Source organism: Halorubrum sp. GN12_10-3_MGM, from assembly GCF_005435235.1.
Classification (GTDB): Archaea; Halobacteriota; Halobacteria; order Halobacteriales; family Haloferacaceae; genus Halorubrum; species Halorubrum ezzemoulense.
This window is the reverse complement of record NZ_SGUB01000021.1, coordinates 13,449-38,831: the sequence shown is the minus strand read 5'-3', so window position 1 is coordinate 38,831 and position 25,383 is coordinate 13,449. Positions and strand designations below refer to the sequence as shown.

Annotated in this window: 22 protein-coding genes and 1 pseudogene; 15 read left to right on the top strand and 8 right to left on the bottom strand. The window is 56.9% G+C overall.

From position 1 onward, the window contains the following. The first annotated feature begins 182 nt into the window (after positions 1–182). Positions 183–1,403, top strand: coding sequence for an acyl-CoA dehydrogenase family protein (locus EXE47_RS14100; protein WP_089309263.1), 1,221 nt, complete (start codon positions 183–185; stop codon positions 1,401–1,403). A gap of 21 nt (positions 1,404–1,424) precedes the next feature. On the opposite strand, the gene EXE47_RS14095 is transcribed toward EXE47_RS14100, so the two are convergent. Next, positions 1,425–1,955 carry a winged helix-turn-helix domain-containing protein gene (locus tag EXE47_RS14095; protein WP_049933140.1) on the bottom strand — a complete coding sequence of 177 codons (531 nt, stop codon included), beginning with the start codon at positions 1,953–1,955 and terminating at the stop codon, positions 1,425–1,427. Between the two features lie 156 nt (positions 1,956–2,111). On the opposite strand from EXE47_RS14095, the pseudogene EXE47_RS14090 reads away from it, so the two are divergent. The 4 genes and pseudogenes from EXE47_RS14090 to EXE47_RS14075 all read left to right on the top strand — a co-directional run. Continuing rightward, positions 2,112–2,471, top strand: a pseudogene (locus EXE47_RS14090) (zinc ribbon domain-containing protein); the annotation flags it as partial. A gap of 142 nt (positions 2,472–2,613) precedes the next feature. Then, positions 2,614–2,895: a helix-turn-helix transcriptional regulator gene (locus EXE47_RS14085; RefSeq protein ID WP_049933141.1), complete on the top strand. Its 282-nt coding sequence runs from the start codon at positions 2,614–2,616 to the stop codon at positions 2,893–2,895. A 614-nt stretch (positions 2,896–3,509) separates the two neighbouring features. Next, positions 3,510–4,298 (top strand): DUF4097 family beta strand repeat-containing protein, encoded by a 789-nt coding sequence (locus tag EXE47_RS14080; RefSeq protein ID WP_241988224.1) that lies wholly within the window; start codon positions 3,510–3,512, stop codon positions 4,296–4,298. A gap of 202 nt (positions 4,299–4,500) precedes the next feature. Further along, complete coding sequence (locus EXE47_RS14075) at positions 4,501–5,073, top strand: response regulator (protein WP_089309274.1); 573 nt, start codon at positions 4,501–4,503, stop codon at positions 5,071–5,073. 93 nt (positions 5,074–5,166) lie between these two features. Here EXE47_RS14075 and EXE47_RS14070 read toward each other — a convergent pair whose 3' ends face one another. Continuing rightward, positions 5,167–6,204, bottom strand: coding sequence for a HAMP domain-containing sensor histidine kinase (locus EXE47_RS14070; protein ID WP_089309260.1), 1,038 nt, complete (start codon positions 6,202–6,204; stop codon positions 5,167–5,169). A 511-nt stretch (positions 6,205–6,715) separates the two neighbouring features. On the opposite strand from EXE47_RS14070, the gene EXE47_RS18520 reads away from it, so the two are divergent. The 3 genes from EXE47_RS18520 to EXE47_RS14055 all read left to right on the top strand — a co-directional run bounded on the left by EXE47_RS18520 (position 6,716) and on the right by EXE47_RS14055 (position 9,067). After that, the gene (locus tag EXE47_RS18520) at positions 6,716–6,880 is read left to right on the top strand and encodes a hypothetical protein (protein ID WP_155120059.1); all 165 of its coding nucleotides are present in this window, start codon (positions 6,716–6,718) and stop codon (positions 6,878–6,880) included. A gap of 421 nt (positions 6,881–7,301) precedes the next feature. Next, a complete protein-coding gene (locus tag EXE47_RS14060; RefSeq protein ID WP_089309259.1) occupies positions 7,302–8,648 on the top strand; it encodes a hypothetical protein in 1,347 nt (448 codons plus the stop codon). Between the two features lie 146 nt (positions 8,649–8,794). Next, a complete protein-coding gene (locus EXE47_RS14055; RefSeq protein WP_089309258.1) occupies positions 8,795–9,067 on the top strand; it encodes a hypothetical protein in 273 nt (90 codons plus the stop codon). A 34-nt stretch (positions 9,068–9,101) separates the two neighbouring features. Here the strand turns inward: EXE47_RS14055 and EXE47_RS14050 are convergent, their stop codons facing one another. From EXE47_RS14050 to EXE47_RS14035, 4 genes are all read right to left on the bottom strand, one after another. Then, positions 9,102–10,493, bottom strand: a complete 1,392-nt coding sequence (locus EXE47_RS14050; protein WP_158413994.1) for a sensor histidine kinase — start codon at positions 10,491–10,493, stop codon at positions 9,102–9,104. Between the two features lie 1,211 nt (positions 10,494–11,704). Further along, positions 11,705–12,628 (bottom strand): CPBP family intramembrane glutamic endopeptidase, encoded by a 924-nt coding sequence (locus tag EXE47_RS14045; protein ID WP_080508648.1) that lies wholly within the window; start codon positions 12,626–12,628, stop codon positions 11,705–11,707. Between the two features lie 28 nt (positions 12,629–12,656). Further along, positions 12,657–13,001 carry a winged helix-turn-helix domain-containing protein gene (locus EXE47_RS14040; protein ID WP_049933035.1) on the bottom strand — a complete coding sequence of 115 codons (345 nt, stop codon included), beginning with the start codon at positions 12,999–13,001 and terminating at the stop codon, positions 12,657–12,659. 147 nt (positions 13,002–13,148) lie between these two features. Then, the gene (locus EXE47_RS14035; RefSeq protein WP_089309348.1) at positions 13,149–14,693 is read right to left on the bottom strand and encodes a bacterio-opsin activator domain-containing protein; all 1,545 of its coding nucleotides are present in this window, start codon (positions 14,691–14,693) and stop codon (positions 13,149–13,151) included. A gap of 180 nt (positions 14,694–14,873) precedes the next feature. Here EXE47_RS14035 and EXE47_RS14030 point away from each other — a divergent pair, with 180 nt between their 5' ends. The 3 genes from EXE47_RS14030 to EXE47_RS14015 all read left to right on the top strand — a co-directional run bounded on the left by EXE47_RS14030 (position 14,874) and on the right by EXE47_RS14015 (position 20,324). Then, positions 14,874–15,293 (top strand): DUF5518 domain-containing protein, encoded by a 420-nt coding sequence (locus EXE47_RS14030; protein ID WP_080508647.1) that lies wholly within the window; start codon positions 14,874–14,876, stop codon positions 15,291–15,293. A gap of 1,466 nt (positions 15,294–16,759) precedes the next feature. Beyond that, complete coding sequence (locus tag EXE47_RS14020; protein WP_089309346.1) at positions 16,760–19,672, top strand: PAS domain S-box protein; 2,913 nt, start codon at positions 16,760–16,762, stop codon at positions 19,670–19,672. 157 nt (positions 19,673–19,829) lie between these two features. Then, positions 19,830–20,324, top strand: coding sequence for a hypothetical protein (locus tag EXE47_RS14015; protein WP_049933032.1), 495 nt, complete (start codon positions 19,830–19,832; stop codon positions 20,322–20,324). A gap of 44 nt (positions 20,325–20,368) precedes the next feature. Here EXE47_RS14015 and EXE47_RS14010 read toward each other — a convergent pair whose 3' ends face one another. Next, entirely contained in the window at positions 20,369–20,929 is a 561-nt protein-coding gene (locus EXE47_RS14010) for a hypothetical protein (protein WP_129452611.1), read from the bottom strand. Positions 20,930–21,520: 591 nt separating this feature from the next. Here EXE47_RS14010 and EXE47_RS14000 point away from each other — a divergent pair. The 4 genes from EXE47_RS14000 (at position 21,521) to EXE47_RS13985 (ending at position 24,404) form a co-directional block, all read left to right on the top strand. Then, on the top strand, positions 21,521–21,667 hold the full coding sequence (locus EXE47_RS14000; RefSeq protein ID WP_137703633.1) for a DUF2080 family transposase-associated protein: 147 nt from the start codon (positions 21,521–21,523) through the stop codon (positions 21,665–21,667). A gap of 3 nt (positions 21,668–21,670) precedes the next feature. Beyond that, the gene (locus tag EXE47_RS13995; RefSeq protein ID WP_089309344.1) at positions 21,671–22,900 is read left to right on the top strand and encodes an RNA-guided endonuclease TnpB family protein; all 1,230 of its coding nucleotides are present in this window, start codon (positions 21,671–21,673) and stop codon (positions 22,898–22,900) included. A gap of 309 nt (positions 22,901–23,209) precedes the next feature. After that, the gene (locus tag EXE47_RS13990) at positions 23,210–23,845 is read left to right on the top strand and encodes a PH domain-containing protein (RefSeq protein WP_049933030.1); all 636 of its coding nucleotides are present in this window, start codon (positions 23,210–23,212) and stop codon (positions 23,843–23,845) included. Further along, positions 23,838–24,404: a PH domain-containing protein gene (locus EXE47_RS13985; RefSeq protein WP_049933029.1), complete on the top strand. Its 567-nt coding sequence runs from the start codon at positions 23,838–23,840 to the stop codon at positions 24,402–24,404. Before EXE47_RS13990 ends, EXE47_RS13985 begins: the two co-directional genes overlap by 8 nt. 92 nt (positions 24,405–24,496) lie before the next feature. Here the strand turns inward: EXE47_RS13985 and EXE47_RS13980 are convergent, their stop codons facing one another. Then, the gene (locus tag EXE47_RS13980) at positions 24,497–25,252 is read right to left on the bottom strand and encodes a hypothetical protein (RefSeq protein ID WP_089309343.1); all 756 of its coding nucleotides are present in this window, start codon (positions 25,250–25,252) and stop codon (positions 24,497–24,499) included. Positions 25,253–25,383: the final 131 nt, after the last annotated feature.

Below are 25,383 nucleotides of genomic sequence, written 5' to 3'. Positions count from 1 at the left end.
TCGATGCGTGGCGAGCGATGACTGCGTTGGCCTGTTCTCCAAGCGAACGGATTTATTGGTAACGGGATATTCGACTAACATTGTAAATTAATTTCTCGCTGACTTGGAGATCAGCTTCGCTTATTATAGCTTTTTGGGGTAATAGCCGGAACCACTATTTACATTGCTAATCAATATCTGGTATGGAGTACAACGATATCGGACGTGGACCCGAGGTCGCCGACGCCGTCAGGGAATTTATTGAGGAAACGGTGCTTCCTGTCGAGCGCGAGTGGCTTGGTAGGGGACCGGTCCCACCAGCTGAAATCGAAGCGTTGCGTGACGCCGCACGCGACAGAGAGATTTACGCTCCGCAAGTCGACGAAGCGTACGGCGGACTTGGTCTCGGATTCCGTGAGATGCTCCCTGTGTTCGAGGAGGCGGGGCGAAGCCTACTCGGCCCAACCGCGCTTCGGTGTGCGGCACCGGATGAAGGGAACATGCATACCCTCGAGATCGCGGCCACTGACGACCAGAAGGAGCGCTGGCTCCGTCCGCTTGCGGCTGGCGAGATTGACTCCGGGTTCGCGATGACCGAGCCGATGCAGGGCGGGGGATCGGATCCGAAGATGCTGGGAACAACTGCGGAGAAGGACGGCGATGAGTGGGTCATCAACGGGCACAAGTGGTGGACAACTGGTGGTCTTGAGGCCAACCTGTTGTTGACCTTCGCCCGTACTGACCAGGAGGCACATCCATACGCCGGCTGTTCGGTTATCTTGGTGCCCGCTGACACTGACGGCGTTGAAATCGTTCGGAATATCCCGCACCTTGGCGAAGACTTAGTCGGAACAACACACGCCGAAATCCGGTTTGACAACGTTCGAGTGCCGGTTGAGAATACGCTCGGCGAAGAGAATGAGGGATTCAAGCTCGTACAACAGCGGCTTGGTCCGGCTCGACTTACTCACTGTATGCGATACGGCGGGATGGCCGACCGTGCGCTCGACATTGCGACCGCCTATCTCTCTGAACGGGAAGGGTTCGGTGAACCGCTCTCGGAGAAACAGGGGCCACGGTTCCGAATCGCTGATCGCCGCACCGAGCTTCACGCCGCCCGGACGATGGTGCGCCACGCCGCCAGACGGATCGCTGATGGTCACGAAGCGCGCATCGAGGTGGCGATGGCTAAGACCTTCGCAGCGAACGTGGCCCAGGAGGCGATTGACGACGCCCTCCAATTCTGTGGCGGTAACGGGATCGCCTACGACCTGCCGATTGCCCGGTTCCACGAGAACGTCCGGCAGTTCCGGATCGTTGATGGGGCCGATGAGGTCCACCGGCGGTCGATCGCGCGTGATGCCTTTGAGGATCCACCCACTGAGGAGTTAGCGCCTGTCACTCGGTTCGGTGAATTCGACTGACTTGACAACGAGCGTTGGTCGTCATTCCTCCCCGTTGTCTTCTTGGAACACCTCGAACAACTCCGGGTCGGTCCCGAACTTGAGGACGTTCGTCACGACGGAATTACGAAGATTATTTATGAGTTCTCCGTACTCCTTGTAGAAATCGTGGATCCACTTTGACTCCTGTTCGCGATCTTCGAACATCATGATCGTCTTCCACTGGTAATCGCCATCCGAGAGGAAGTACATGAAGGTATGGCGGCTTGATCGGACGTGTTCGAGTGCTTCTCGCCAATTCTCTTCGAACCCTTCTGGGTTAAATTGGAACTCGAACAACGAAAAGAAGAGATTCTCCTCGTTTGGAACAAGTGCTTCGCGGAACACGCCGTCTTTCCGCATTCGCCGGATTGACTCGCTAACGGTCACATGGGAGACGTCAATGCCGTGCTTTTCTTCGAGGAGGTCTCGGAGGCTACGGGAGGTGAGTTGTGGGTCGCGCGCAAGCTCCCGTAGAATAAGCGTGTCCCGCTCGGAGATATTCCAGTCGGGATCCGTCTGCTTCTCGGGCATTCTTCCGTATATGTGGAATCGTCATGCTAATCAGTATTTGGACTGCGCGCGGCTAGGTTCCGTCACAGGACCGGTGCGTTCTCTAGGGATTGCTCCGTGCTGACGCCCTCTAGGAGTCCTTAGGAATCGAGCTCGGCCTTTGCGCCATCAATCTCAATCGAACGCCTGTCACACACAGCCGGGGAATACGGTATCACCGTCGAGATGCGGTCAGAAGCCGATACAATCCGGACCTGCCCGGCGTATGGTGAACAGGACGACACCGACCGGGGCGGTGACGTATTCCGGTGTCCGTGTAGTCACGAAGCCCACGCAGACCTGTGCGCGTCTCGCACCTTCCTCGAACAACAGGCTGACGAAATTGAAGCTGGGTCGATAGTTCGGCCCGTGCGTCTCAGGTGGGACGACCACAACTGGTCGGGAGTATCACACTCTCCCGAGAGGGCAAGTCGCAACGAGGAGCGCACAAACCGGAGCCCAGACGACGGGAAACTTGCTTCCGTGGGTTCGGCATAGCCAACATCCCCACCGGAGGAATCCCACGGCTTCAGCCGTGGGAGGAAGTCAATCGGCAAGGAAACGGCCCAGCAGCTATAGTTTGACTGATAGATTTATATGGAATAATAATTTTTTAAATGTAGAACACAGATATCAAGGTATGTACGATCTTACGGGCTTTCAGCGTGACTTGTTGTACATAACCGCCGGGCTTGATGACCCACATGGGCTGGCAATTCAAGATGAGCTCGGGGACTACTACGAAGAAGAGATCCACCACGGCCGGCTCTACCCCAATCTTGACACCCTTGTTGAGAAAGGGCTTGTTGAGAAAAGCCAGCGGGACAAGCGCACCAATGAGTATTCACTCACCCGCCGCGGCGAAAGAGAAATCCAGGCGAGAGCCGACTGGGAGGCTGAGTACATCACTCACGACAGCTGAAACCTGCTACACTAGACTCACTTCTCTTAATCGCAGATCACAACCGGTGATTCCTGTCACACTCGTTATGAGTGTCGTTTAAGAAGAAAAATCTTGGTTTGTATAGTAATTAGGTATTCTCAAAATAGACCCCTAACAGCAAGCGACTAGTGCCGTGTTCTTAGCGGTGGTGATTACGACAAGTGCCTTTGTTCCGTTTGTTCAACCTGCTACCGCACAAAACGAGTCGCCAGCGCCAACGCTTGACGACGTTGATATTTCGCATGATGGCCGTAGACGCTCGGAAAGTCATCTTAAACCGACAGATCTTGTATGACATTTCGGGACCGTTTCAGGCCCAGAAACGGATACGATTCTATATTTGATTGTAGTGATGAATGTCGGCTATTGTATGTGGCCTTCCGACTGGTCCTCGCGTTCCCGTGCCGAAGAGAACCCGCTGTGCGTTGGATCGCCAACCGCTCCCCTGCGCCGTGATCCCCTCCCTGCTCCGATCGGTTACCACCATGACCGAACGTAGACTCGCGGACATCATTTCGACACGCCGAGGACTGCTGGGTGCGGTTGGTGTCGGTGTGGGCAGCGTTCTTGCCGGGTGCGGATCCGTCCGCCAAATGGAACGAGAACAGACCCGTGATACTCGGACGGTCGATCCGTCCAGAGTCGCGGCCCTCAGCGTGACTGAGGCTACGGGCGATATCGCCTTCATCGGTGAGCCTCGTGACGATATCAAAATCGTTTCGCAGAAACACGCCACCGGCGGCGTCTCCCTCAACGAGCTCGACACCAGTGTACAGATCGTCGAGAATCGGTTGGAGATCACAACTGACGAACCGCAGTTACTCGGTCTAGGCGGTGGCCGCGTCGCCCTAGAGCTCCGAGTGCCACCCAGCGTCGCGGTTCATCGGCTTCACACCAATCATGGGGACGTGACGAGCGTCAGAGTCACCGACGGGGCGACACTGGAGGCTCCCGAGGGTGACGTGTCCGTCAATCGCGCGCGCGGTGAGGTCGCCGCTCGGTCAACGAAAGGAGACATCACTGTCGATGGGACCGAAGGCGGCCTCTCCGCAACGACTTTGGAGGGAACGATTCAGGTGCGTGACCCAATGCGCGTGGCAGCGTTGGAGACACAGACCGGAGATATCACCGCCGATGTCCCGGCTGTGGCCGACGACGCTCTCGTTGAGTCGTCTGCCGGCGATCTGTTGCTCCGGTTCAGTGAGGAGCTCAGCGCGACCCTCTCTGCTCACACTAGCACTGGTGAGTTCTCTGTGCCGAAGCAAGCCCCACAGTTCCGCGTTCACCGACGAACAGAGACACAGCTACACGCTACCGTCGAACGAGGTACCAGCCGACTGACCGCGAGAACGGACGACGGTGATATCACAATCCGCGCCTGAGCGCTCCCACGGGTGATGAGGGGATCCCACCTCGCCTCCGCCCCGCCCCCCGGTCGGTGACACGTAGCCAGTAGAAGGTCATCTCTTCGGGATGGGGAGAAACCAAGCAGACCGTCGCCCGGCGTGTACACCCACTAGAAACTGTCTTAGAAGCCGGGTTATTAAATGCTGTAGTGAGTACTAACACCACGTGACGGCCGACATGTATGTTGACAGGCCGCGGGTGCTGCTCGTTGACGATGAGAAGGAGGTCGCCGACGCGTACGCCCTCCGGCTGGACGCAGTGGCTGATGTCACAGTCACTTACAGCGGTCCCGAGGCGTTGTCTGCGGTCGACGAGTCTGACCCGCCGGATGTAATTCTCCTTGACCGGCACATGCCGGATCGATCTGGTGACGACATCCTCCGTGAGCTACGAGAGCACGACATTCACACTCGGGTTATCATGGTGACCGCCATCGACCCGGGATTAGAACTTCTCGAACTTCCGTTCGACGACTACCTCTGTAAACCAGTCGACCGTGAAGATATCAGAGCCGCCGTCGACCAGCAGTGTCAGGTCCTCGCATACGAACTCCTCGGTCAGTACTTCGGAGTCGAATCGAAGCGAGCGGTTATCGCCGCTGAGTTGCCACAGGACCGTCTCGAGGACCACGATCAGTTTTCGTCGCTTGACGAGCAGGCCGACAGTTTGCGGGACCGCATCTGTCGGCTACTTCCCGACGCAGACGAGTTGTTAGATCAGTTCACCGGTATCGAGCGCGAAGGGTACTGATCTCCGGCAAGAGCCGCGACCCGGGCTGATCGCTGACCCGACTCGTCTCCCAACTACACCAGTCAAGGAGGCCTCCGGTGGCTCCCCCGTCAATTAAAAGGTAATTTCAAACCGCGCACCGCCGTCATCCGCTGCTGTGAGCGTCAGATTCCAGCCGTGTGCTTCGACGATTCGGTCGACGATCGCCAGGCCAAGGCCGGTCCCACCACTCCGCGTTGAATATCCGGGAGTGAAGACGACGTCACGCTTCGCGGGCGGGATTCCCGGGCCGTCGTCTGCGACATAAAACCCCCCTTCCAGTGGGTGAACAACTACAGTCGCGCTCTCGCCTGTCTGCTCGCCTTGGGCGCCCGGATGGCCGTTTGCTGGTGACTCTGTGGTTTGTTCGCTACCCGTTTCATCGGTTGAGACACCGTGTTCAACGCTATTTCGGAACACGTTTTCAAACAACCGTTGGAGCCGATCGGAGTCCGCGGTAACCGTCGGCAGCGACTCCGAAACCGTCAGTTCGACCTGTTCGGTATCGATCGACTCCCACGCGTCTCTCGCAGCGGTCTCGATTGCGACCTCCTCTGTGGGTTGAACGACAGCCTCGTCGCGCGTCAGCGTTAGGACATCACGGATAATCTGTTCCATCCGATCGTGTGCGTCTGCGACCGACTCGAAGTGTTCGGGATCGCCGGTCTCCTCTGCTGCCCGGAGGTGGGCCTTCGCGACGTCGAGCGGGTTCCGAAGGTCGTGGCTGATAACGCTGCTCACTTGATCAACACCCGGTGAATAGCCTTCGTCGGGACACTCGCGGAGGTCTGAAAACACCAGGTACCCGGTGTCGTCATCCGACGGGATTACGCGAGCGAAGAACGGGCCTCGGTTGCCGTATCCGTCCAGCCGGATGCCGATCCGATCGCCGCGGACGAGATGCGAGACTGGCTCCCGGTCACCGGTCGTATCGCAGCTGTTGAACCGGTCGAATATCGTCGACACGCGTCCGCCCACCAGCTCCTGTTCGAACTGCCGCTCGAAGGCGTCATTTGCGGCGGTCACGCGAGCATCGTCACCGTCGACGATGTATGCGAGCGCAGGGTCTGGAAACTCACGTAACGGAATCGCCGTGTGACGACCATCACTCATCGGTTGCTCACATCTCTATTTGGCATTGTTACCGCGCCCGTTTCTCCGTGCGAGTACGCATGGTAACTGGTTGGACCACCACCCGATACAACACCTATCATCACTTTGGCCCGGCTACCTGTTTAACATTATTTCTTGCTTCTAGGCCAGAAACACTCTTTTTTATGTTAGCTCTTATAATCAAGTGACCCTCTTTCTGTTGGGAGCCAGCTATGCGCTCTGAGCAGCGCGTTTCAGTATCTGTGGCGTGACAAGGAAGTCAGCGACGGCAACCCCCAACATCGCTAATCTAAGTGTCTGATCTTCAATAACGAGGAACGCGATAGCTACAATAATAGCGGCCGTCATAGCGGGCATCCCCCAACGGACGACCGGACTGCGGAATACATTCGCTGATTGCGACATACCAGACCATCAGTATGCGATTATATATTGATACTGGCGTGTTTCTGAATTAGAATCATACCCGGTAGAATGATTGTATTTCTCAGCCAATCGCTACTCAACTGGTATGATCTCGCACGAAAATGAGGTGATGATTCTGCTTGGGGTAGCTACAGTTATCCTTCTCGTGTCAATGAGTAGCTTCACCGACTTGCCCACATGGATAACTATCGCTGTTGTGATTGTCGTTGGTGTGCTTATTCCACAGCTTATTAGTCGAAAAGAGGAGTGATCAGATGCTGCTCTGACCTCTTCTCACGGCTAAAGTCGTGGGGTTCACCCACAGTGGGATTAAATTCACGTGTAAGGAAAATTCGCAGGGTCTCGTCATATTGGACAATTCGATGTTTCGGGTCGCGAGACATGCCCCCACACTTATTTTGACTCGTCGAGTTATGATTGTCCGTGCGAGACGCGTTACCGGTAGCGCCCTTCACCCCCGACTTGCTGTCCAGTATCGCTGTACCGTTTTGTGACCCCGTCGTTGGTATCAGGACACCCTCCACCGACGACACGTCTGTCGGTGCGCATTCGAGTAACGATGCCGCCACTCGCTTGCTCGTTCGACCGATATCGCGCGTTACGCCCGACTCACACGTCACCCGCCAACGCGGGTCTGTACGCGATTTCGAACGTTTCGGGTCATGCCATCCATGCGTCTGATCGGGGATCGCAGAATACTCTTCGGGTCAGCTTGCGTCGAGGCCGTCGCCGCAGTGCTCGTCCTCCTGTACGGACACCTCTCGCTGCTAGCCGTCACCGTCTTGTACTGGATTGATCTCCTCCTTCTGACCCTCCGGACAACGGTACAACAGCTGCTCTCGCAGCCCGAACCGGATCGTCAGTCGACTCTTTTTCAACGTCCGTTCCGGCTTCTATCCCACAAGCGTGGATCAATCGCCGTTACTGACCGCCTTCCGGGAATTCACCTTCGAAACATTCCGGTGGTCTGGGGAGCCGTGTTCATACTTGTTTTTTCAGCGAGCACAACGGCGTACGTCGCCGCCGTCGACATCCCCAGAGAGCTGTGGCGCTCGCCGGCTACACTGCTCTTATTAGGTGGGGGTCTCGTCGCGGCAGCGACGAAATCGTGGCTGGTGCTGCGGGCATATGTGGCCTCAGAGGGCCACGAGATCATCTCTGCCTCGGCGGTCGTCCCCCGGAAGCGAGTACTGATATTCGCTGTCTACGGTGGGCTGTTATGGCTCGTCTCTCGGTGGACGCTTACGACCCTCTCCGGCGAGGGATTGGAGATAACACGTGCTGGGATGACGGTTTCCGCGTCCGTGCTAATCGTGTCTCGGCTCGCCTACGGTTGGTACGCGGCGCGTGCTCGCCCCGAGGGCTGGCAGTCGGACTCGACGTCCGACCGCAACGATGAAACGATATCTCAAGGGTGGTTGGACTCCGAACCGGAAAAGAACGTACCCGTTCCGTCTCAGTCGTCGATCCCGGATGGAGAACCTCGCGAGACGATGGCGCCGGTTCGCTCCTCTATCCTCGCCGCAGGAGTGGTGAACGCGATGACGACTGGTGGTGTCGTCGATAACCGCTTCGGCCACTGGAGACAGCTCACGATACGGGTGGGTATAGCGGGGTTGATCGTTCTCGCCCTTTATGCCCTGTTGGACGGTGCTATCGTCGTGTCCGCGAGCCTGGCTGCGATTTTCTTCGGTCTCGTTGGAAGCCTCTCGACAATAAGTGCGGTACATTTGCTGTTGGCGCTCGGCGGCGTCGAATACGAATTTTACGAGTCCAAAGTGGTGGCGTACGACCGATACCTCGGACGACCACAGTGGTCGGCGTCATACGACGGTGTCCGGGACGTCTCGGTCGAGCGTGGGCTGTTCGGAAGTCCGCTCTGGCTGGACGCTGGAACGGTGTTTTTCGATCGGACTTACAACTCTAAGGACGGCGACTCCGCCCAGGAACCGAGGTCATCGATCGCATTCGTTCCGGATCCCGAGCGTGCCGGTGAACTGCTCAGCTCCCATTCGTGACGAGCCGTAACGACTTCACCGGCTTTGTTGAGACCCTATTCTTCAGATAGATGTTTATCTAAAACAGCCGGTCGATGAGAACCGTAAAGGTAACAAGACGGACATCGTATCCAAACTACAATTAGTCACGTGTCATTATACCACCTATGGAAGATCTGTACATCTACACTGGCTCATTCGTCGTAATTGGAGCTTCAATAGGGGGGCCAGCGGTAGGTTCGCTCATCGCTGGCGATCGTAGTATCCCGATACTGCTCATGGCGATCGGTGGAGCTGGAATGCTTGCCACTGCCGGCTACGATTTGCTTCGAACTGACCCAGAGGAGTTTACTGCCTCTGCTATCGTCCTTCTCGTGTTGGCTGGTTCCGCCTGTCTGTCCTTTCTCGGAACAATACTCTCTGCGATGGGCAGTTTCTGAGTGGCCTGTACTGACCGCAACTAGTCAGAGAATATTACTCGTAGCTGAGCAGCGATCCCGGCAGTTCGACGGTGACGGTCGTCCCCCTGTCGATATCGAACGAGACCTCTCCGCCGAGCCGGTCGACGCCCCACCAGACGAGCCAGAGCCCGAGGCCTTTGCCGTGCTGTAGTGGCTGTTCTTCAGCGTCTTCGAACACTTCTACCTCGTGGTTGCTGATCCCGGCGCCGCTGTCAGCGACATCGATCCACCATTGATCTACTCTCTCGGTATCGCTGGTCTCCTTCACCCGTACGCTGACATGCGGCTCCGGAGCGGACCCCCCGTGTTCGACTGCGTTCGACACCAGCTCACGAATGACTGGTATCAGAATCTCCCCGTTAGCGCGTGTCTCTGCCGGTGGTGTGTCTATCACGACGGGGACGGACGAGACGCCACCAGCACACTCGTGGCCATCGTTGACGACCTCTGCGTGCTGGACCTCCTCGATGGCGTGACGGATGAGTTCCTCGACGGATCGATTACCCGTACGCTTGTCGGCCTGTAACACTGACTCTATCTCGCGGGCAGTACCTCCAAGATCACGCAACGCCGACAGTTCCTCCTCGACCGTCGTCGCTATCTTGTCCGCCGTGTCGGGAGTGGGACTGTCGGTCAACTGTCGAAGGTGCGCGGTTGCCACGTCAGCCCTGTTTCGTATGTTGTGCCGAAGCACGCGACTCAGAACCTCCGCACGACGTGCATTTTGTCGGCTGTCTGTTATATCGCGGAAGATCAGGGTGTGCCCAAGTGTGCGGTCGTCGCTGTCGGTAATCCGGCTTGATGAGGCTTCTAGCACGCGATCGCTGCCTGGCAGCCGACACGTTGTCTGTCCCCCCGCGAGTAACCGCTTGATGTCGAATGTATCCGGCAGTATGGTGGCAAGGTCCTGACCGACTACTGTATTAAACTCCCGCTCAAACAGATCTGCTGTAGCAGCATTCCAGTCAAGGATAGAATGTCCATCCGTGACTGTGATGGCCGCGTCTGGCATTTCGGCGACGATGTCTTGTCGAGCGACGGCCAAGGCCGCTGGTATCTCCTCAAACAGCCCGAATCGGGTGACTGCCAGCCACGCTGTACACGTCGACAGGATCACAAACGGGACGGGAATGGCTGCTCTCGCTAGCGGAGTCTCAGCCAAGGCGATGAAGAACCTCTCTGCGAACCATACCGGCGGCACAATCACCGCTAGACCTAGTGTCAATCGCGTTGAGACGTGCTGATATCGGTGTAGCGTTCGCCACAACTGTCCAAGGCTGAGCAGCACGATTGATCCAGTTACAAAGAAGGAGATTGATATAGCGAACTGTAGGAGAGGAAGTAGCATCTCGCTGAACCCAGCTGGGAGGTTATCAAGTATTAGTGAGACTAGTGTAGAGGACATGGTTCCACCAGTGTACAGTAGTCCGAATGGAACAAGCACGAACAACAATAGCCGCTCGCGGCGGTCCGTTTGAGTCGTATACGCGAGAATAAACAGAGCATACAACACTGGAACTACCGTTTGAAGCACCCACTCTGCGATCCTGGGCCCTTGGAGTCCGAACGCGATGATCGACGGCGTTGACTCCACCGCCGACGACATGCCGTCTCCGTTGGACGCCCCCAATTCGTAGACACTATTGACATCCTCCTCCGCGTAAACGCGGAGGAATCCCGAGCGGTGGGAGTTTCAGGTTTCCAGTCCGATCACCGGACTACCACACCTTTCGGGCACGGGTAGTCCCACAGCGTCGATGTGGTGGACTGCTGGCGGTGCCAAGCCGCCGTTACCCCTATCCTCGACCATGTATGGCGTCCCAATGTTGTTTTTGCCACGGGGGCGCCAGCAGGCGTCAGCGGAGTTGGGGATATCGTGTCGCGTGCTTTGAGCGGTCGGCACAGACACACCCTTCGAGGATGTAGCGTTCACCGACTACCCTTTCAGATACTGTCTCGTTACGCGGGCGGACAGGCCGCCTCTGAAGGACGGTCCGGAATCCGCTCCGTTCCGACCGATTCCTACCTTCGCATAGAGCGGCCTGTCAATTAAATCTCCGTCTGTGAAACTCTGTACAGACGTTCGGCTAGTGGATAGCTTCCCACCATGTCGGCTTCATCACCCGCCTAAAGGCGGGTGTATTCGCCTTGCCGTCTCTATAATATCGTTGACGCCGCCAGCGGCTGTCCACACTCCCAGCCCAACTATACAAGCAACAAAACTCCGTGTGCCCACCCCCGAATACTGTCGGCTGGTGTGAGCTGCGATGAGTAGCAGCACTATTCCCAAAGTAACATTTACACCCCCGACCGTGGCGAGCATGGTACGATCAATTCATACGTTTGATGAAATTATTTTGTCGAAACCTTATCCGGTTAGCACACGGCGTGCTATCCGCTTATACTCTACCAAGTAGCGGCGAAACAAAAGCATACGCACAGATACAGAGCGTGAGAACAAACATCGGAAATCCTAGTCCGTCTTCACCGGCGATGACAAGCCCTGCTGTGAGAACTGCGGTTGCCACAGCGAGGAGTGCTGTACGAACTGAACGGAGATATGACCGAAGTGCGGCTTGTTCGTTCGTCATACAAATCGTCTGTTCGAAATTGATGTCACTGTTCTCCGACTCTCTGGAGTGACGCTTCTGAAATCTCCCCCCGCGTTGCGCGAACCCACAAAACAACCGCCGTGACGAGTACGGCCGTCGGGAGAAGTAAGACGACGATGAGGTCGGCGCTGAGATCGAACGGTCGGGTGAGCCGAAACGCCGCTGGATATCCGCTTTCCGGTTGCCCGAACACGACCGTCGTCCAGAGATTGGTCGAGAAGTGGATGCCGACTGGGAGCGCGAGGCTGTCGGTGAGGACGTACGCGAGGCCGAAATACAGCCCCCCAACCACCGCCTGTGTCACGGCGACCGACGCTGAGAGTCCCGCCGCGCCAGCGTTCAAGTGAAGCGCTCCGAACACGAGAGCCGATACGACGACCGCGCTCCCCGTGGCAGCCGGCCTTGAGACCCTGCGAGACGTAAACCCGACAACGAGCTCACGGATCAGTACGCCTCGGAAGAGAAAGTCCTCCCACAACCCGACGATAACGAACGCAGCGGCCGTCGCTCCGATCGCGAGTCCGACGGTCACGGGGTCGTTGAAGACTCCCATTGACCACGAACCAACGATCCTCCCGCTCCCGGTAGCGAGAATCGCGGCCGTCGAAACGGCCTGAAACAGCACGCCGATTACGGCACCGCCGGCGAAGTCACCGAGCCACCGTCGACCCAGAGAGAGTCCGTACGCGGCGGGACTGGTTCCGAACAGATAGTATAAGACGAGTATCACCGCTGCTACCCCACAGAGCGTGGGAAGTTGATTTGGGAGGTTGGTCAACACGTCCGGCGTTGAGAATTGCGCGAGTACCAGCCCCACAGCAGCAAGTGTAGCGATGAACGTTACCGCTGTCACAACTACGCGCACCGCCGCCCCGCTGATCGAGACCTCAGACCCGATACGACTGACTGGCCGCAAGCGTGTACTCATCTGGGCAGACCAAGCGTTTCCTTCGGTCCTAGCAGCTCAGACTGATCGACGCCTCGATGTCGCCACCGTCGAGCGACACGGAGAGGTGCTGTGCGGAGGCGCTGAACTGCTCTCGGTGATGGCCGTCGGATGCGACGTAACACTCGCTCGTGACCAATCCGGCGTCCTGAAGCTCGTTGAGACGCCGGTAAGCCGTCGGCCGAGAAACATCAGCGGCCTGCGCGACGGCGCGCCCGCCGCGAGGCTGTTCGGAAACCGCCTCGAACACTCGCCGGGTGTATTCGTCGCCGAAGAGGTTGAGTAGCTCTTCCGTCGATAGCTCGTCGGTCGGTTCCTCAGTCTGCTCGCCGCGCGACTTGTGTCGCACTGCCATGTGATGACGATGTAACGGAACACACTTGGTGGAATATGCTCAGTATTCAGAGTCTCCGCAGCGAGGATATCTAACTATCCAGACTCGCCTTCGTGTGAGAGCAATCGGGCGCATGTCGATCGGGCGTGACACGGCGAATTGCGACCGCTATCCGCTACTATCCTCGTGTTCGTTGTAGAATGCGTCCAACAGCTTGCGCTGGCTCGCCCGGAGATGGTGGAGCAGCGTCGATCCGGTAATGCCGAGCGACGTCGCAACCTCCTCGGCCGTACTTCCACGCGGGGACGTGAAGTAGTCCGCGAGATAGGCCGTTCGCAAGACGGTCGCCTGTCGGTCAGTAAGCCGTTCATTGAGTTCGTTTCGAAATTCTCGCGTGGTCGTCGGTGAGCGGGTTTTGTCCTGTCGTGCGAGAACGGGTGTCGGTCCGTCATCACCGAGCACGTTTGCCAGCCGACGCACGTTCGCGTCGGGAGACAGTTCGACGATCAGCTGGCTGTCATCGCCGTTAAACACCGCCGTCTGTATCGTCGCACCACGGTTGATTGCCGCAACGAGCGGGACTTCCTCACCCAGCGTCACCTGAATCCGGCCGCGCTCAGTGTCCGACTGACGGACCACACGACCGGCCTGAGCACTCGGAACCGCTTCGACGGTCTCAACGACGGTGTCCGGATCGGCACCCGTGACTGATAAGAAACACGTGAGACCAGTATCACTCGGCATTACGGTCCCCTCAAGCGCGAGTTCCGCGTCGCAGGTGTCGCTCACACGTACCAGCGGGGAGTTCTCCGTGAGTCCGAACGTAACTTCGGTGAGGGTGTCGGAAAACAACAGCTTCCGATTCTGTGTCGCGTTGATCGCGTACCCGGCCAGTTCGCCGAGCGTCTCAAAGCTGGCCTGTACGTGATCGCTGAATGCGGTTTCGGTTCCCGCGTAGACACCGACGACGCCGTACACGCTGGAGCCGTAGACCAACGGCAGCGCGAACACCGATTGGACTCCGTCCGCGAACCCAGCGGCACGAACCGCGTCCGGGACTGACGGATTCTCGCTTAACGACTCTACCAACTCGGGGCGCTGTTGTTCGACTGCTCGCCGTTCGGGGGTAGCCTGTCCCTGCTTCACCGCCTCACGGAGAGCCGGGAACAGCTCTCCTTGCTCACCCCCAACACCGGTGATGACCAGCTCGTCACTGTCGACAGCGCACTCACCAGTCCATACGAACCGATACTGGTCCGATGTCCCCAGTTGGTCCCGGATTGTCTCCATGATCGCGTCTTGAGACGTAGCTCCGACCAACCCCTCAAGCACGTCGGCGATCAGAGTATCGACCATCTCGGCCCGCTCAGACTCCGAACGAAGCCGTTCGATCGTTTGCTTGTTGGTGCGTTTTTCAGTGATGTCGGTAATGTAGACAGTTGCCGCATCGTCATCAGGAACAACTGACACTGACAGCCAGCGGTCGACTTCTGGATAGTACTCTTCGAATGCTACATCAGATACCGATGTCCGTTCAAACGCCTTTGTGAGCGACCCTTCGACCGACTGGGGAAACACCTCAGCAATCGGCTCACCGTCAGGCGTGTCGGTTGTGAGGATATCGGCCGCCTGATCATTCCACGCGCGCACCATCCCGTCTCGGACGGTGATAACTCCTATCGGTGCTTCTGCGAGACGATGTTCCAACTCCATTCACGTAGGGGCCTCCTCGTTCTATCGATGTTTTCCCGTCAGCCAGTATATACGTGTCGTCCGGTTGAACCGCAGTTTACAAGCTTATATCCCGGTCACTAATATCGGTGTTGTTCTGTCGCCGTTTCAGAGTCAGCAACTCACGAAGTGGATTATACGTACAGTTGTAGAATACAGCGTATGCCCTCGAACACCCGGGGCCGTCGAATTCCTCAGGTCTGGCACGTTGTGATTCTCGGAACCATAGCTTCACTACCCGCAACTGCTGTAATAAATTGGCTTCCGAACTCTGAAGCGACCGCCGGTGGCGGGGCGATAATAGTTGGGCCAATGATCGCTGGCGCGATCGCAGCTAAGCGGTCGGTAGAACCGGACGCTGTTGGGCTCCGTGCTGGCTTTCTAGGCGGTATAGTTGCGGTATCTGGATTTATGCTTACAGAAGCCACGAGCGTAGCATGGTCACTCAACACGACAGTGTTCTTCCTTATCGCCGTCGTGATGCTTCTGTGTCTCTCGCCGGTGTTCGGTCTGATTTTCGGTCGGATTGGTGGCTGGGCAGCAAGCAGTGTCGGTGGTTTCGGAGTCGACCAACCATCGTGATCAACTGATTTGCGTTGTTCGCCTGGTTTGCTCCTGGCGTTGTTATTGACATCCTCCTCCGCGTGAACGCGGAGGAATCCCGACCGGTAGGAACTTCAGGTTTACAGTTCGCTCACCCCGCTTCTTATCAGGTCAGATTCACCTACCGAATCGTACGTTTCTGCTCCTGAAACACCCTATTAGCCATTATTAACCCAACCATCGTATAGAAACACATGGCGCTGGAACATCATCAGCGATCGCCTCTCCGCAAAAAAGTGTTTTACTTGATAAGTTACGCGGGTCGCTGTGATTCCAATCGAGCTAACTACTGTGCCGCTGTCACCCGAAGATCATATGAGCTCGGTATGGACAGACCGTTTCTAACGGAGGAACAGTGCCGTGGGTCGGCTACCGTCGATGAACTCTGAGCAACCACTAGTTTTCAACGGAGATAGCCGCTGGGCAGTCGCGTTCGTGGCGTTGCTCTTCGTACACAACGAGATCCACGAGATCGCGCACACGGGGGTCGGTCGTCTCATCTGTGGTGCGTGGGGCCCACGAAATTTCAACAGTTGGCAGCTCGCTTGTTCGAAAACGCCCGAGATTGTTTTAGCACCGCTCGCAGGACTCCTCTGGAGCTACGGGTTGATGTGGATCGGGTATCGGTTACTGAATCCGGCAGAGTCACCGGCCAAACGGTCCGCAGGATTTTGCCTTCTTTTCGCGACAATGCCCTTCGGTCGGCTGTATACTGTGGCGCAGTCCGGGGGTGACGAAATGGTCATCCTGCGTGGAGCCTTCCCGACTGTTGATCCAACTGTGCGCCTCGCTATCGGCCTCAGCATCGTTCTGCTGCTTATCGGTCCCCCACTATACCGAGCCGCTAGTGTGCTCTCACAGCAACGGCGGTGGATCATTTTTACCGGGATGCTTCTCCTTCCGTTTGTTCTATTCTTAATTGTCGTACTGCGAATCGCAAACCCACTGCTCGCATCTGGGTTCTTGGCTAGTGAGGGGCTACTCGGCTCACCGCTCTTTGTGAACATCTGGACCGTGTTCTGGGCGATTGTCTTACTTCTATCTTGGCGACAACTGTCCACGACACTTGTAAAAAGAGGTGTACTGCTTTCCAAAGACCAATGATCCGCAAGACGCTTCATCAAACTAGTATCGGATTGTATATTCTGTGGATAATAGCGACAACGCTGCTCATTCTCGGCCGATACACGCCGTTTCCATCGTATAAAATCGTCCACTCAGCGGTTGTAACCGGCGCAGTAGTACTTACTGTCGTAGGTACGGGGCAACTTCTTCGGAAAGGCTATCGAAAGGGCGTCTCGGGGTAGATACGCGCTCTGTATGTAGCACAGCCTCGACAAACTATCAGCGGCCAAGGGGTTCAATAAATTAGCCGTCTACCGGCCCAACCAACCGGTAGCACGACCATAGCGTTATTGTTCTATAAACTTCAACTCACAGAGAAAATGGCCGAGGGCTTCACGCAACGACACCCGACAATTGGCGTGGTGGGGCCAGCGTCGGTCGAAACGACCCTCCAAGACGCGCAGGATTCGCTTGACGTGGCTGTTTCAATAGTGCCTGCCGGACGTGACGCTCCCGGCTCAGTTGAGGAGTTCGATTGTGTGGTTGCCGCGGTAACACCTGAGTCGGGCAGCGCCGACCGGACAGACGCTGACACAGCCGCGTCACTGACCGGGGTCAGCAACTGGGTGGTCCAGAACGCCACCCGTGACTCCGCCCCACCGGTGGTGTACGTCGCCCCTACAGAGGCATCAATCGCTGAGGCGCTTGAGGCCGGTGTAACGGAGTATCTCCCGTGGGAACTGCTCGCACAATCTCCGACGACCGTGCTCAAGCGAGCGGTTACCGCGACAGAGGTACAGCCGACTCCCGACTATCGGACCATCTACGACAACGTCTCTGAGCCACTCACACTTCATGACCCCGAGACGGGAGAGTTGATTCATGCGAATCAGCGGCTCTGTGAGTTGCTGAAGTATGATCGAGCGGAACTCATTTCTATGCAGGTCGGCGATTACACTGCGAGTATCGACGGGTACGATCAGGCCGCTGCCATGGAGGTTATCACCTCCGCGACGGAGAGCGGAACGGTCGGTCCAATCGAATGGCCGCTTGAGACGGCTGACGGCGAACACGTCTGGGTCGAAGCGACGCTGACGACAGTCACGATAGACGATCAGGAACTGGTGTTGGCGACCGCCACGGACGTGACCGACCGTCGACGCCAGCGTCGTCAGTTCCGCGAGATATCGACTCATATCGATGAGGTCGTCTATCTGGCACGTGCGGACCTCTCGGAGGTTCTCTTTATCAACGAGGCCTACGCGGATTTGTTCGACCAACCGGTCGAACGCCTGTATGACGACCCGATGGCCGTTCTCGACGCCGTTCATCCGGAGGACCGCGAGGCGTACCGCTCGGATCTTATCGCTATGAGCGAACACATCCGCGAGGAGGAGTCGGGTCCGTACACATTCAGTCACAGACTCCGCGTTGGCGGTGAGACACGTTGGGTTGAGGTACGCGGCTATCCGAGCCGCGGTCCAGGCGGTGCCGTCGATCGGATCGTCGGAGTCATTCGGGACGTTACCGATACGCGACGCCGCGAGCGCGAGTATGAGCAGATATTTAACGGCGTGACCACTGCGATCGCAGTTCACGACCCTGACACGGGTGAAATGGTCGACGTGAACGACAGTTACGTCGAACTGTTCGGATACGACTACGACACGATTCTTCAACAAGGAATCAATGACCTCAGTGTTCCCGAGGAGGGGTACACCGATGAGCGCGCGAGACGGCTTATCACCGACGTCGGCGAAACCGAGGAAGATGAAACAGTCGAGTGGCGAATTGAGACCGCTGAGGGCGACAACCGTCTCGTCGAAGCGAACCTCACAGTCGCGACCGTAGGTGGTCAGCGACGTGTCCTCTCGCTGATGCGTGATATTACAGAACAGAAACGCCGCGAGCGGGAGTACGAGCAGATATTCAACGGAGTCAACGACGCTATCGCCATCTTCGACCCAGAGACGCTCTCCTTCGACAGTGTGAACGACTCGTATCACGAGCTCGTGGGGTGCGACGATCTCGAGCGTATTCGCGACCTCGGTATCGAGGGTCTCAGCGAAACTGAGGACGGGTACACAGCGGAACGCGGTAAAGAACTGATTCAGACTGTGGCCCGTTCGGGTGAACCGAAGACCATCGAGTGGAAACTCGCCCCGCCGGACGAAGAGCAGTCATGGATCGAGGTCACGTTGGCGACGGCCGAGATCGGTGGTGAACAGCGAGTTCTGTCGATCCAGCGTGATATCACGGAGCGGAAGCGCCGCGAACGAGAGTTCGAACAGATCTTCAACGGTGTGACGGACGTAATCGGAGTCTACGACCCGCAGACTGCGGAGCTGGTTGACGTCAACGACACCATGTGTGAGCTCCTGGGATATGACCACGACACGATCATCGATATGGACCCAGAAGAGGTGACGGCGACGGCACTCGGTTTCGACGCGGACACAATCGGGGAGGTTGTCCGCGACGTGGCCAAATCCGGTGACCCGGTGAGGGACATCGAGTGGGCGTTGCGGACCGCCAGCGGCGATGTCGTATGGCTTGAGGTCAACGCGACCTTGACAGAGATTGGCGGCGAGCAGCGTGTGGTCACTATCGCTCGGGACGTCACCGGACGGCGCGACCGCGAAGAGCGGGTTCAAGTATTGAACCGTGTACTGAGACACAACGTCCGGAACGACATGGACGCGGTCTTGGGATACACGGCTACAATTGAGGAGACGGCGGAAGACGAGGTCGTCCGAGAATACGCCGAAAGCGTTCACGACATTGCGAACAGCCTCTTGGAACTGAGCGGTAAGGCGCGTGCTGCCAGTCAGATGCTTCAGGACAACGACAACCCCGAAGATCGCAGGGTCGGAACGGTACTGGAGTCTATCGTCGCCGACCTCCGTGAGTCTCACGACGAAGCGGCGATTCAACTGTCTTCCGCGGAGGCTCCCGCACCGGCTGATACAGCTGTTTTTCGGCTAGTTTTGAGCGAGCTCGTCGAGAACGCCGTCGAACACGGTGGGGACTCCCCGGAAGTCGAAATTGAGACGACGCCGTCTACGGCCAATGACGAGACGCAAATCACGGTGCGTGACGACGGACCCGGCATCCCCGACCGTGTACTTACTCCGTTCCGAGCCGACGGTGAGTCGCCGTTCCAGCACAATCACGGAATTGGCCTCTGGCTTGTCAACTGGGGTGTTCGGCAACTCGGTGGCGGTATCGAGTTCGAGCGCCCCGCCGATGGCGGAACTGTCGTTCACCTTTCTTTGCCAAACGTACTGCGTTGACGGTCACCGGTATCTACACGCAGCAGAACCGTGAGATCCTGTTTTCGGACGCAATCACAGCGGTGTCCCAAAAGCACTTCATCGACCGATTCACCGCTAGAAACACTCCGGACAGCTTTAATTTACAACAATGCCAACGATGATACGCCCTTCAACGATGAATCAACACACGCGTTCGTCATTCGACTCCGTCACGCGACGTCGAGCCCTCGCAGTCGGTGCCAGTGCCGCTGTAGCGTCCACCGCCGGCTGCTCGACAGTCCTTAATGCGATCGGCAACCGAATCTTCGAAGAGGTCAACCTCCTCAACCAGCTGAATCAGGAGGTCAGCGGGTCGATCGAAGTCGTAGATCCCGAGGGCGAGACGGTCCTCGATACTTCGTTCGACGTTCCCTCGACCGAGTCAGACGGTAATAGTAATATCGTCGCCTACGCCGACGTATGGACCACCACCGGCGAGTACCAAGTTGACTTGGAGCTCGCCGATACCGTGATCGCAGGTACTTCAGAGCTGAATCAGCGATTTTCGATTACTAGTACTGAAGAAGAAATTGTCGCTATTTCAATTGGCTCGAGCGATGAAAGTGAACCAATCGCGCTTCGAGTCGGAGAGTCGTTCTCGGATCTCGGGCAGATGAACGAGACCGGTTAACCGAGGCAAAGGAGTTTCGCGAAGGTTCATTTGATAACGGGTTCCTAGCTCGCGTCAACTACAAACAACACAAAGCGCCCGGCTGCGTGTACTAACACTGTTACTGGAAGCCCGATTGCGGCAGCTAGCACGGTAACTGAGAGTATTGTCGGAACGTTACCCACTGAAACCGCTAGTCCGACCATTGTGAGGAGTCCGCCAATGAACGTTCCCGCCGCAACCGTCTCTATCGTTCGGATGCTATCATATGCTAGCGTCCGCGTACTGCGGTCTCCGACGAACGGGATCCCCCGACGATCTACCTCTAAGTATGCGTAGCTGAGTAGTACGACTGCCAAACCGAGTAGCAAGACAGTACAGAAGAGAACGATGGCGGTTCCGCCAGCGAGGATCGACCCTTCTCCGCCGATCGCTGCTAATGACCCGAAGGCCAAAATCGGGACGGCAAGTGCTGCGAGCGCTATTGCCACTACGGAAATCCCGGCCCAGACGTAGATCCCGTTCCGTGAAAGCCACGTGTACGCCCGATCCGAGTAAGTATCGGAGTGTGACGTGGCTCGGTCAACCTCGGAGCTAGGCCCACCCGTTGAGGCGTCGTCTGTCATACCGGCATATCGGTCGTCTCCCGTATACTTCCTAGTCCGTGTCTCGGGCGGAGAAACACGGTGAGGAGACTCTGTTAAAATCCTTACAAAGTGATATTTTCTGACCAGCCGCGGTTAGTGCAGACCACTCAGAAACTGCCTATCGCAGAGAGTATTGTTCCGAGAAAGGACAGACAGGCGGAACCAGCCAACACGAGAAGGACGATGGCAGAGGCACTAAACTCCTCTGGGTCGGTTCGGAGCAATTCGTAGCCGGCAGTGGCAAGCATTCCAGCCCCACCGATCGCCATGAGCAGTATCGGGATGCTATGATCGCCAGCGATGAGCGAACCTACCGCTGGCCCCCCTACTGAAGCTCCAATTACCTGGATTTAGGCGCTAATTCCCCTTCCTCAAGGAGCAACGCAGGGAGCGAAGCGACCGAGTAGCGCAGTAGGGAGGGGATACAGCGTCCCCAGAAATCGGAGATTTCTGGTGTGCGAACGAGACGCTGGGCGTCTCGTCAACGCCGCACAGTTCTCATACATCCCCGACACTCGGCCCACAGGCCCACCGCTACTCTTATGTTTATCCAAAGTCTATACATTAGCGATGGATAGATTTGAAATTGAAGGCGAAGAAGTCCTCGACGGAACCGCAAAACCGTCAGGAAATAGCGCCCACGTCATTGTGCCCAAACGCTGGCGCGGGGCCGACGTGAAAGTCGTCCGCGTCTCCAACCCTGACCCAGACGAATAGGCCATGCAATACAACTACAAGTATCGACTCGACCCGCCGGAAGCCGTTGCCGAGACGCTTCTGTACCACGTTGATACTTGTAGGCAACTCTACAACCACGTCCTCTACCTGCTCAACGAGGCAGACGACATCCCCACCCGATACAAGATACAAGGACAGCTCCCCGCCCTCAAAGAGTGGTGGGACGACCTCGGGGACGTTCACTCGAAAGTTCTCCAGATGGTCGTCAAGCGCGTCTACGACAACCTCTCCATGCTCAAAGCGCAGAAGGAGAACGGACGCGCCGTGGGGATGCTCAAGTGGAAATCTCCTCGGGAGTATCAGTCGCTCACCTACAACCAGTCCGGCTCCAAACTCAAGAATACGAGTGGTCGGTCTGTCCTGTGGTTGAGCAAGATCGGTGAGATTCCGATCCATCTCCACCGCGACATCCCCGAGAATGCGACCATCAAACAGGTCACGGTCAAACGAGAACCCACGGGCGAGTGGTACGCCACGTTCGGTATCGATGTGGGGGAAAGCACACCTGAAAAACCAGAGACGCCCGAGAAGGTCGTTGGTATCGACGTGGGGATTCTCAAGTACGCCCACGACACCGATGGGTACGCTATTGAAAGCCCCAACTTCAGCAATGAGCGCGAACGACTCGAACGCGGACAGCGTGACCTTTCGCAGAAGGAACACGGCTCTGCGAATTGGGAGAAACAACGGCAGATCGTAGCCGAGCGACACGCCGATCTCAAGCGAAAGCGACGAGACTTCCTTCACAAGTTGTCGAACTACTACGCCACCGAGTACGACTTGGTGGCTGTTGAGGACTTGGATGCGAAGGGGCTGGTCGAACTCCCCGGTAATTCACGGAACCGAGCAGGTGCGGCGTGGGGGACGTTTCTACGGATGCTCGAATACAAGTGCGAGCGTGAAGGAACGCACTTCGTCTCGGTTGACCCGAAAGATACGACGAAAGAGTGTGCGTCCTGTGGTGTCAAGACGGACAAACCGGTGTGGGTCCGTGAACACTCCTGTCCGGCGTGTGGGTTTGAGGCGGACAGAGATGCGAATGCGGCGTGGAACGTCCTTTCTCGCGGCCTCGAAGACGTAGGAGTGGTTCACTCCGAATCAACGCCTGTGGAGACTGCGCTCCCTGTGGACACCGTTGTGTCTGCAAAGCGCGTCATGGAAACAGGAAGCCCTACCCTCAAGGAGCGAACGGCGTCAGCCGTGAGTGAGTAGGGTAGGGTAGTTCACCATTCGAAAGGGTACACCGTTGAGGGTGCCGCCGGTCGGAGGCGGTATTCAGATAAGTATCCGACTGATGAGCATATCCCATCGCCGTGGCATAGTCTGGTGGGATCGCCCATCACTTCTCGCGCTCTCCACTGGCTTCTGGGACGGTTTTTGACCGATCGGCGCCAGCGATGGGGCCAGGCATTTGGCGTCGTGTTCCGTCTCCTCGATACCCGTTCAGCTACCTCTTGCGACACTGCGTTCCGAACCGTGGATTTCCCCACTATTTTGAGGGTCGGTGATCTGGGATAATGTATGTCTGATACGGCCCTCCAAGACATATCGGGAGACGGTTCAACGGATTCCTCAGACCTGGATCTCGACTGGCTCACGCTTGAAGACGGCGAGTCTATCCAGTGGTCGAGTACCCCGCACAAGTACAGCGTCCTTCCTGCGTTTATCATCGGAATTCCGCTGTCACTCGTCCTTATTGGCATCCCGATCGTTGCTGCGTCCTATCTTCAGTACACCAATACGAACTACGTGGTCACCAATCGTGGCCTCTACAGCAAACGTGGGGTACTCTCACGTGACGTCCAACAGATTGGGTTCGACAAAGTCCAAAACATCTCGTACTCACAGTCGGCGCTCGGCTCGTACTTTGGATACGGCTCCGTTGACGTTAGTACAGCGGGCGGGTCCGGGATCGAACTTCAGTTTCGAAGTATCCCTGCCCCAGCAGCAGTTCAGGAACTGATCGCTAGGGAAATTGACAGCCGACAGCAGACCGAGTCTGACTCGACGAAAGAGGATGTTCTTGATTCGATTCTTGCGGAACTGCGCGTCATTCGGCAGGCGGTCGCCGACGACCAGAGCGGGTCCCAGGCCGATTCGACTGCCCCGTCTACTGACGAGGCAATCCATACTGACACAAGTAACACAGATGAGTGACAGCTGGTGGTATCAACACGACGATGAACGCGTTGTCTGGAAGGGTCGCCCGCGTCTCTCAGCGGCTCTTCCAGACATAATCGTCGGAACCGCCATCTCTGTGTTTGCCCTTGTCGGCGCTGTTAGCGTCGACCTCTGGTTGTTAGCGGGGGTGCCCATCGGCGTTGCGGTTCTCAGTTGGGGGCTACTCAGGGTACGACGGACGCAGTATCTCTTGACAACCCGAGCAGTATGGGCAAAGCGGGGCGTCCTCGGACGAACCGTTCGTCGTGTCCATGTCGATAAAATCCAGAACACTTCGTTTTCTCAGTCCGTCACAGGCTCGTTTTTCGGTTATGGAAAAGTGTCCGTTGAGGTCGCCGGAGGACGCGACCTAGAGTTTCGGCGGGTTGATAACCCGAAGAACGTCCAGACGACGCTCGCGGAGTACATGGGTAATGAAGAGTACGCAATCCCCGGGTCTCGAGAGCAGTGGGAATCTGTCCTCAGCCTTGTCCGTGAAATCCGCGCCACGGTGGCGCCCACCAGAGATGATAGTGAGCCTGTGACCGGAGAATAAGAGAGTTCACATTGGGTCTCAAACGGTCTGTCGCCAATATTGAAGGCAGTCAGTTACTGTACGTCGCCAGCGCGAGCAGCGTCGGCGAGAGATCACGTGGTGACCGGAAGATTAGTTTCCGGTAGGACAACCCGTTTATAAATGATCAAGTAGGAAACTGTCGCAAGCAGATACACACCGACTGTCGGCAGTGGCGGCCAGTTCAAAATAAAAATCGCGAACGCTACCCAGAATCCGGCTAATAGAATCCCACATAGTGAGACGACATGTAATCCCTCCTGTGACTGAACTTGAATGTCGCTCCCTGTCAGCAGCCGGACGCTGACCATCGCCACAGTAAGTGTCGCCCAGGTCAAGACTGGGAGCCCGAACACGGTCCATATATTGACCGGTAACTGTGGAGACTCACTGAGCAGTATTGGCCACCCGACTATCCCGAGTGCCACCCAGCCAATGCTCCGAAAGAGCTCTTCGCGGAAGATTGAACGGACGCGTGGGTGGTTAAGGAATTCGTGGAGGGGATGCGTCGAAGTAGTCTTGTCGGCTGTCAGCGCTTGTTTTCCTTCCGGCGATAGCGGCCACTCCGACTCAGGGTGGTTGAGATAATACAAGGTTAGTGAATCAGCGAACGACTCCGTCGTGACGACTCCGTTTTCCTCGAGTTCTGTTAACCGGTTCCGGAGCGTCACCTTAGAGACGTCTGGCTTGATCTGCTGTTGGATTTGCTGGAGCGAAAAGAACGGCCGATCTGCTCGATACATCGTTTCGACGACGTGGCGGCGGGTGAGTTTGGTGTTTACCCGCTTGTCCTGAGGCAGCTTTTCTGTTATCCAAGGTGGGAGGGCCATGTGTTATCAGTCAGTCACGCACAACATCTTATCGAGTCAAATTGTATGTTTTGCTCTGTTGGGGCCACAGGGCGGTGCGGTGCTGTTTCAGCAATTGAAACTGCTTCGGAGACCCTGAGACTGGCCCGAAG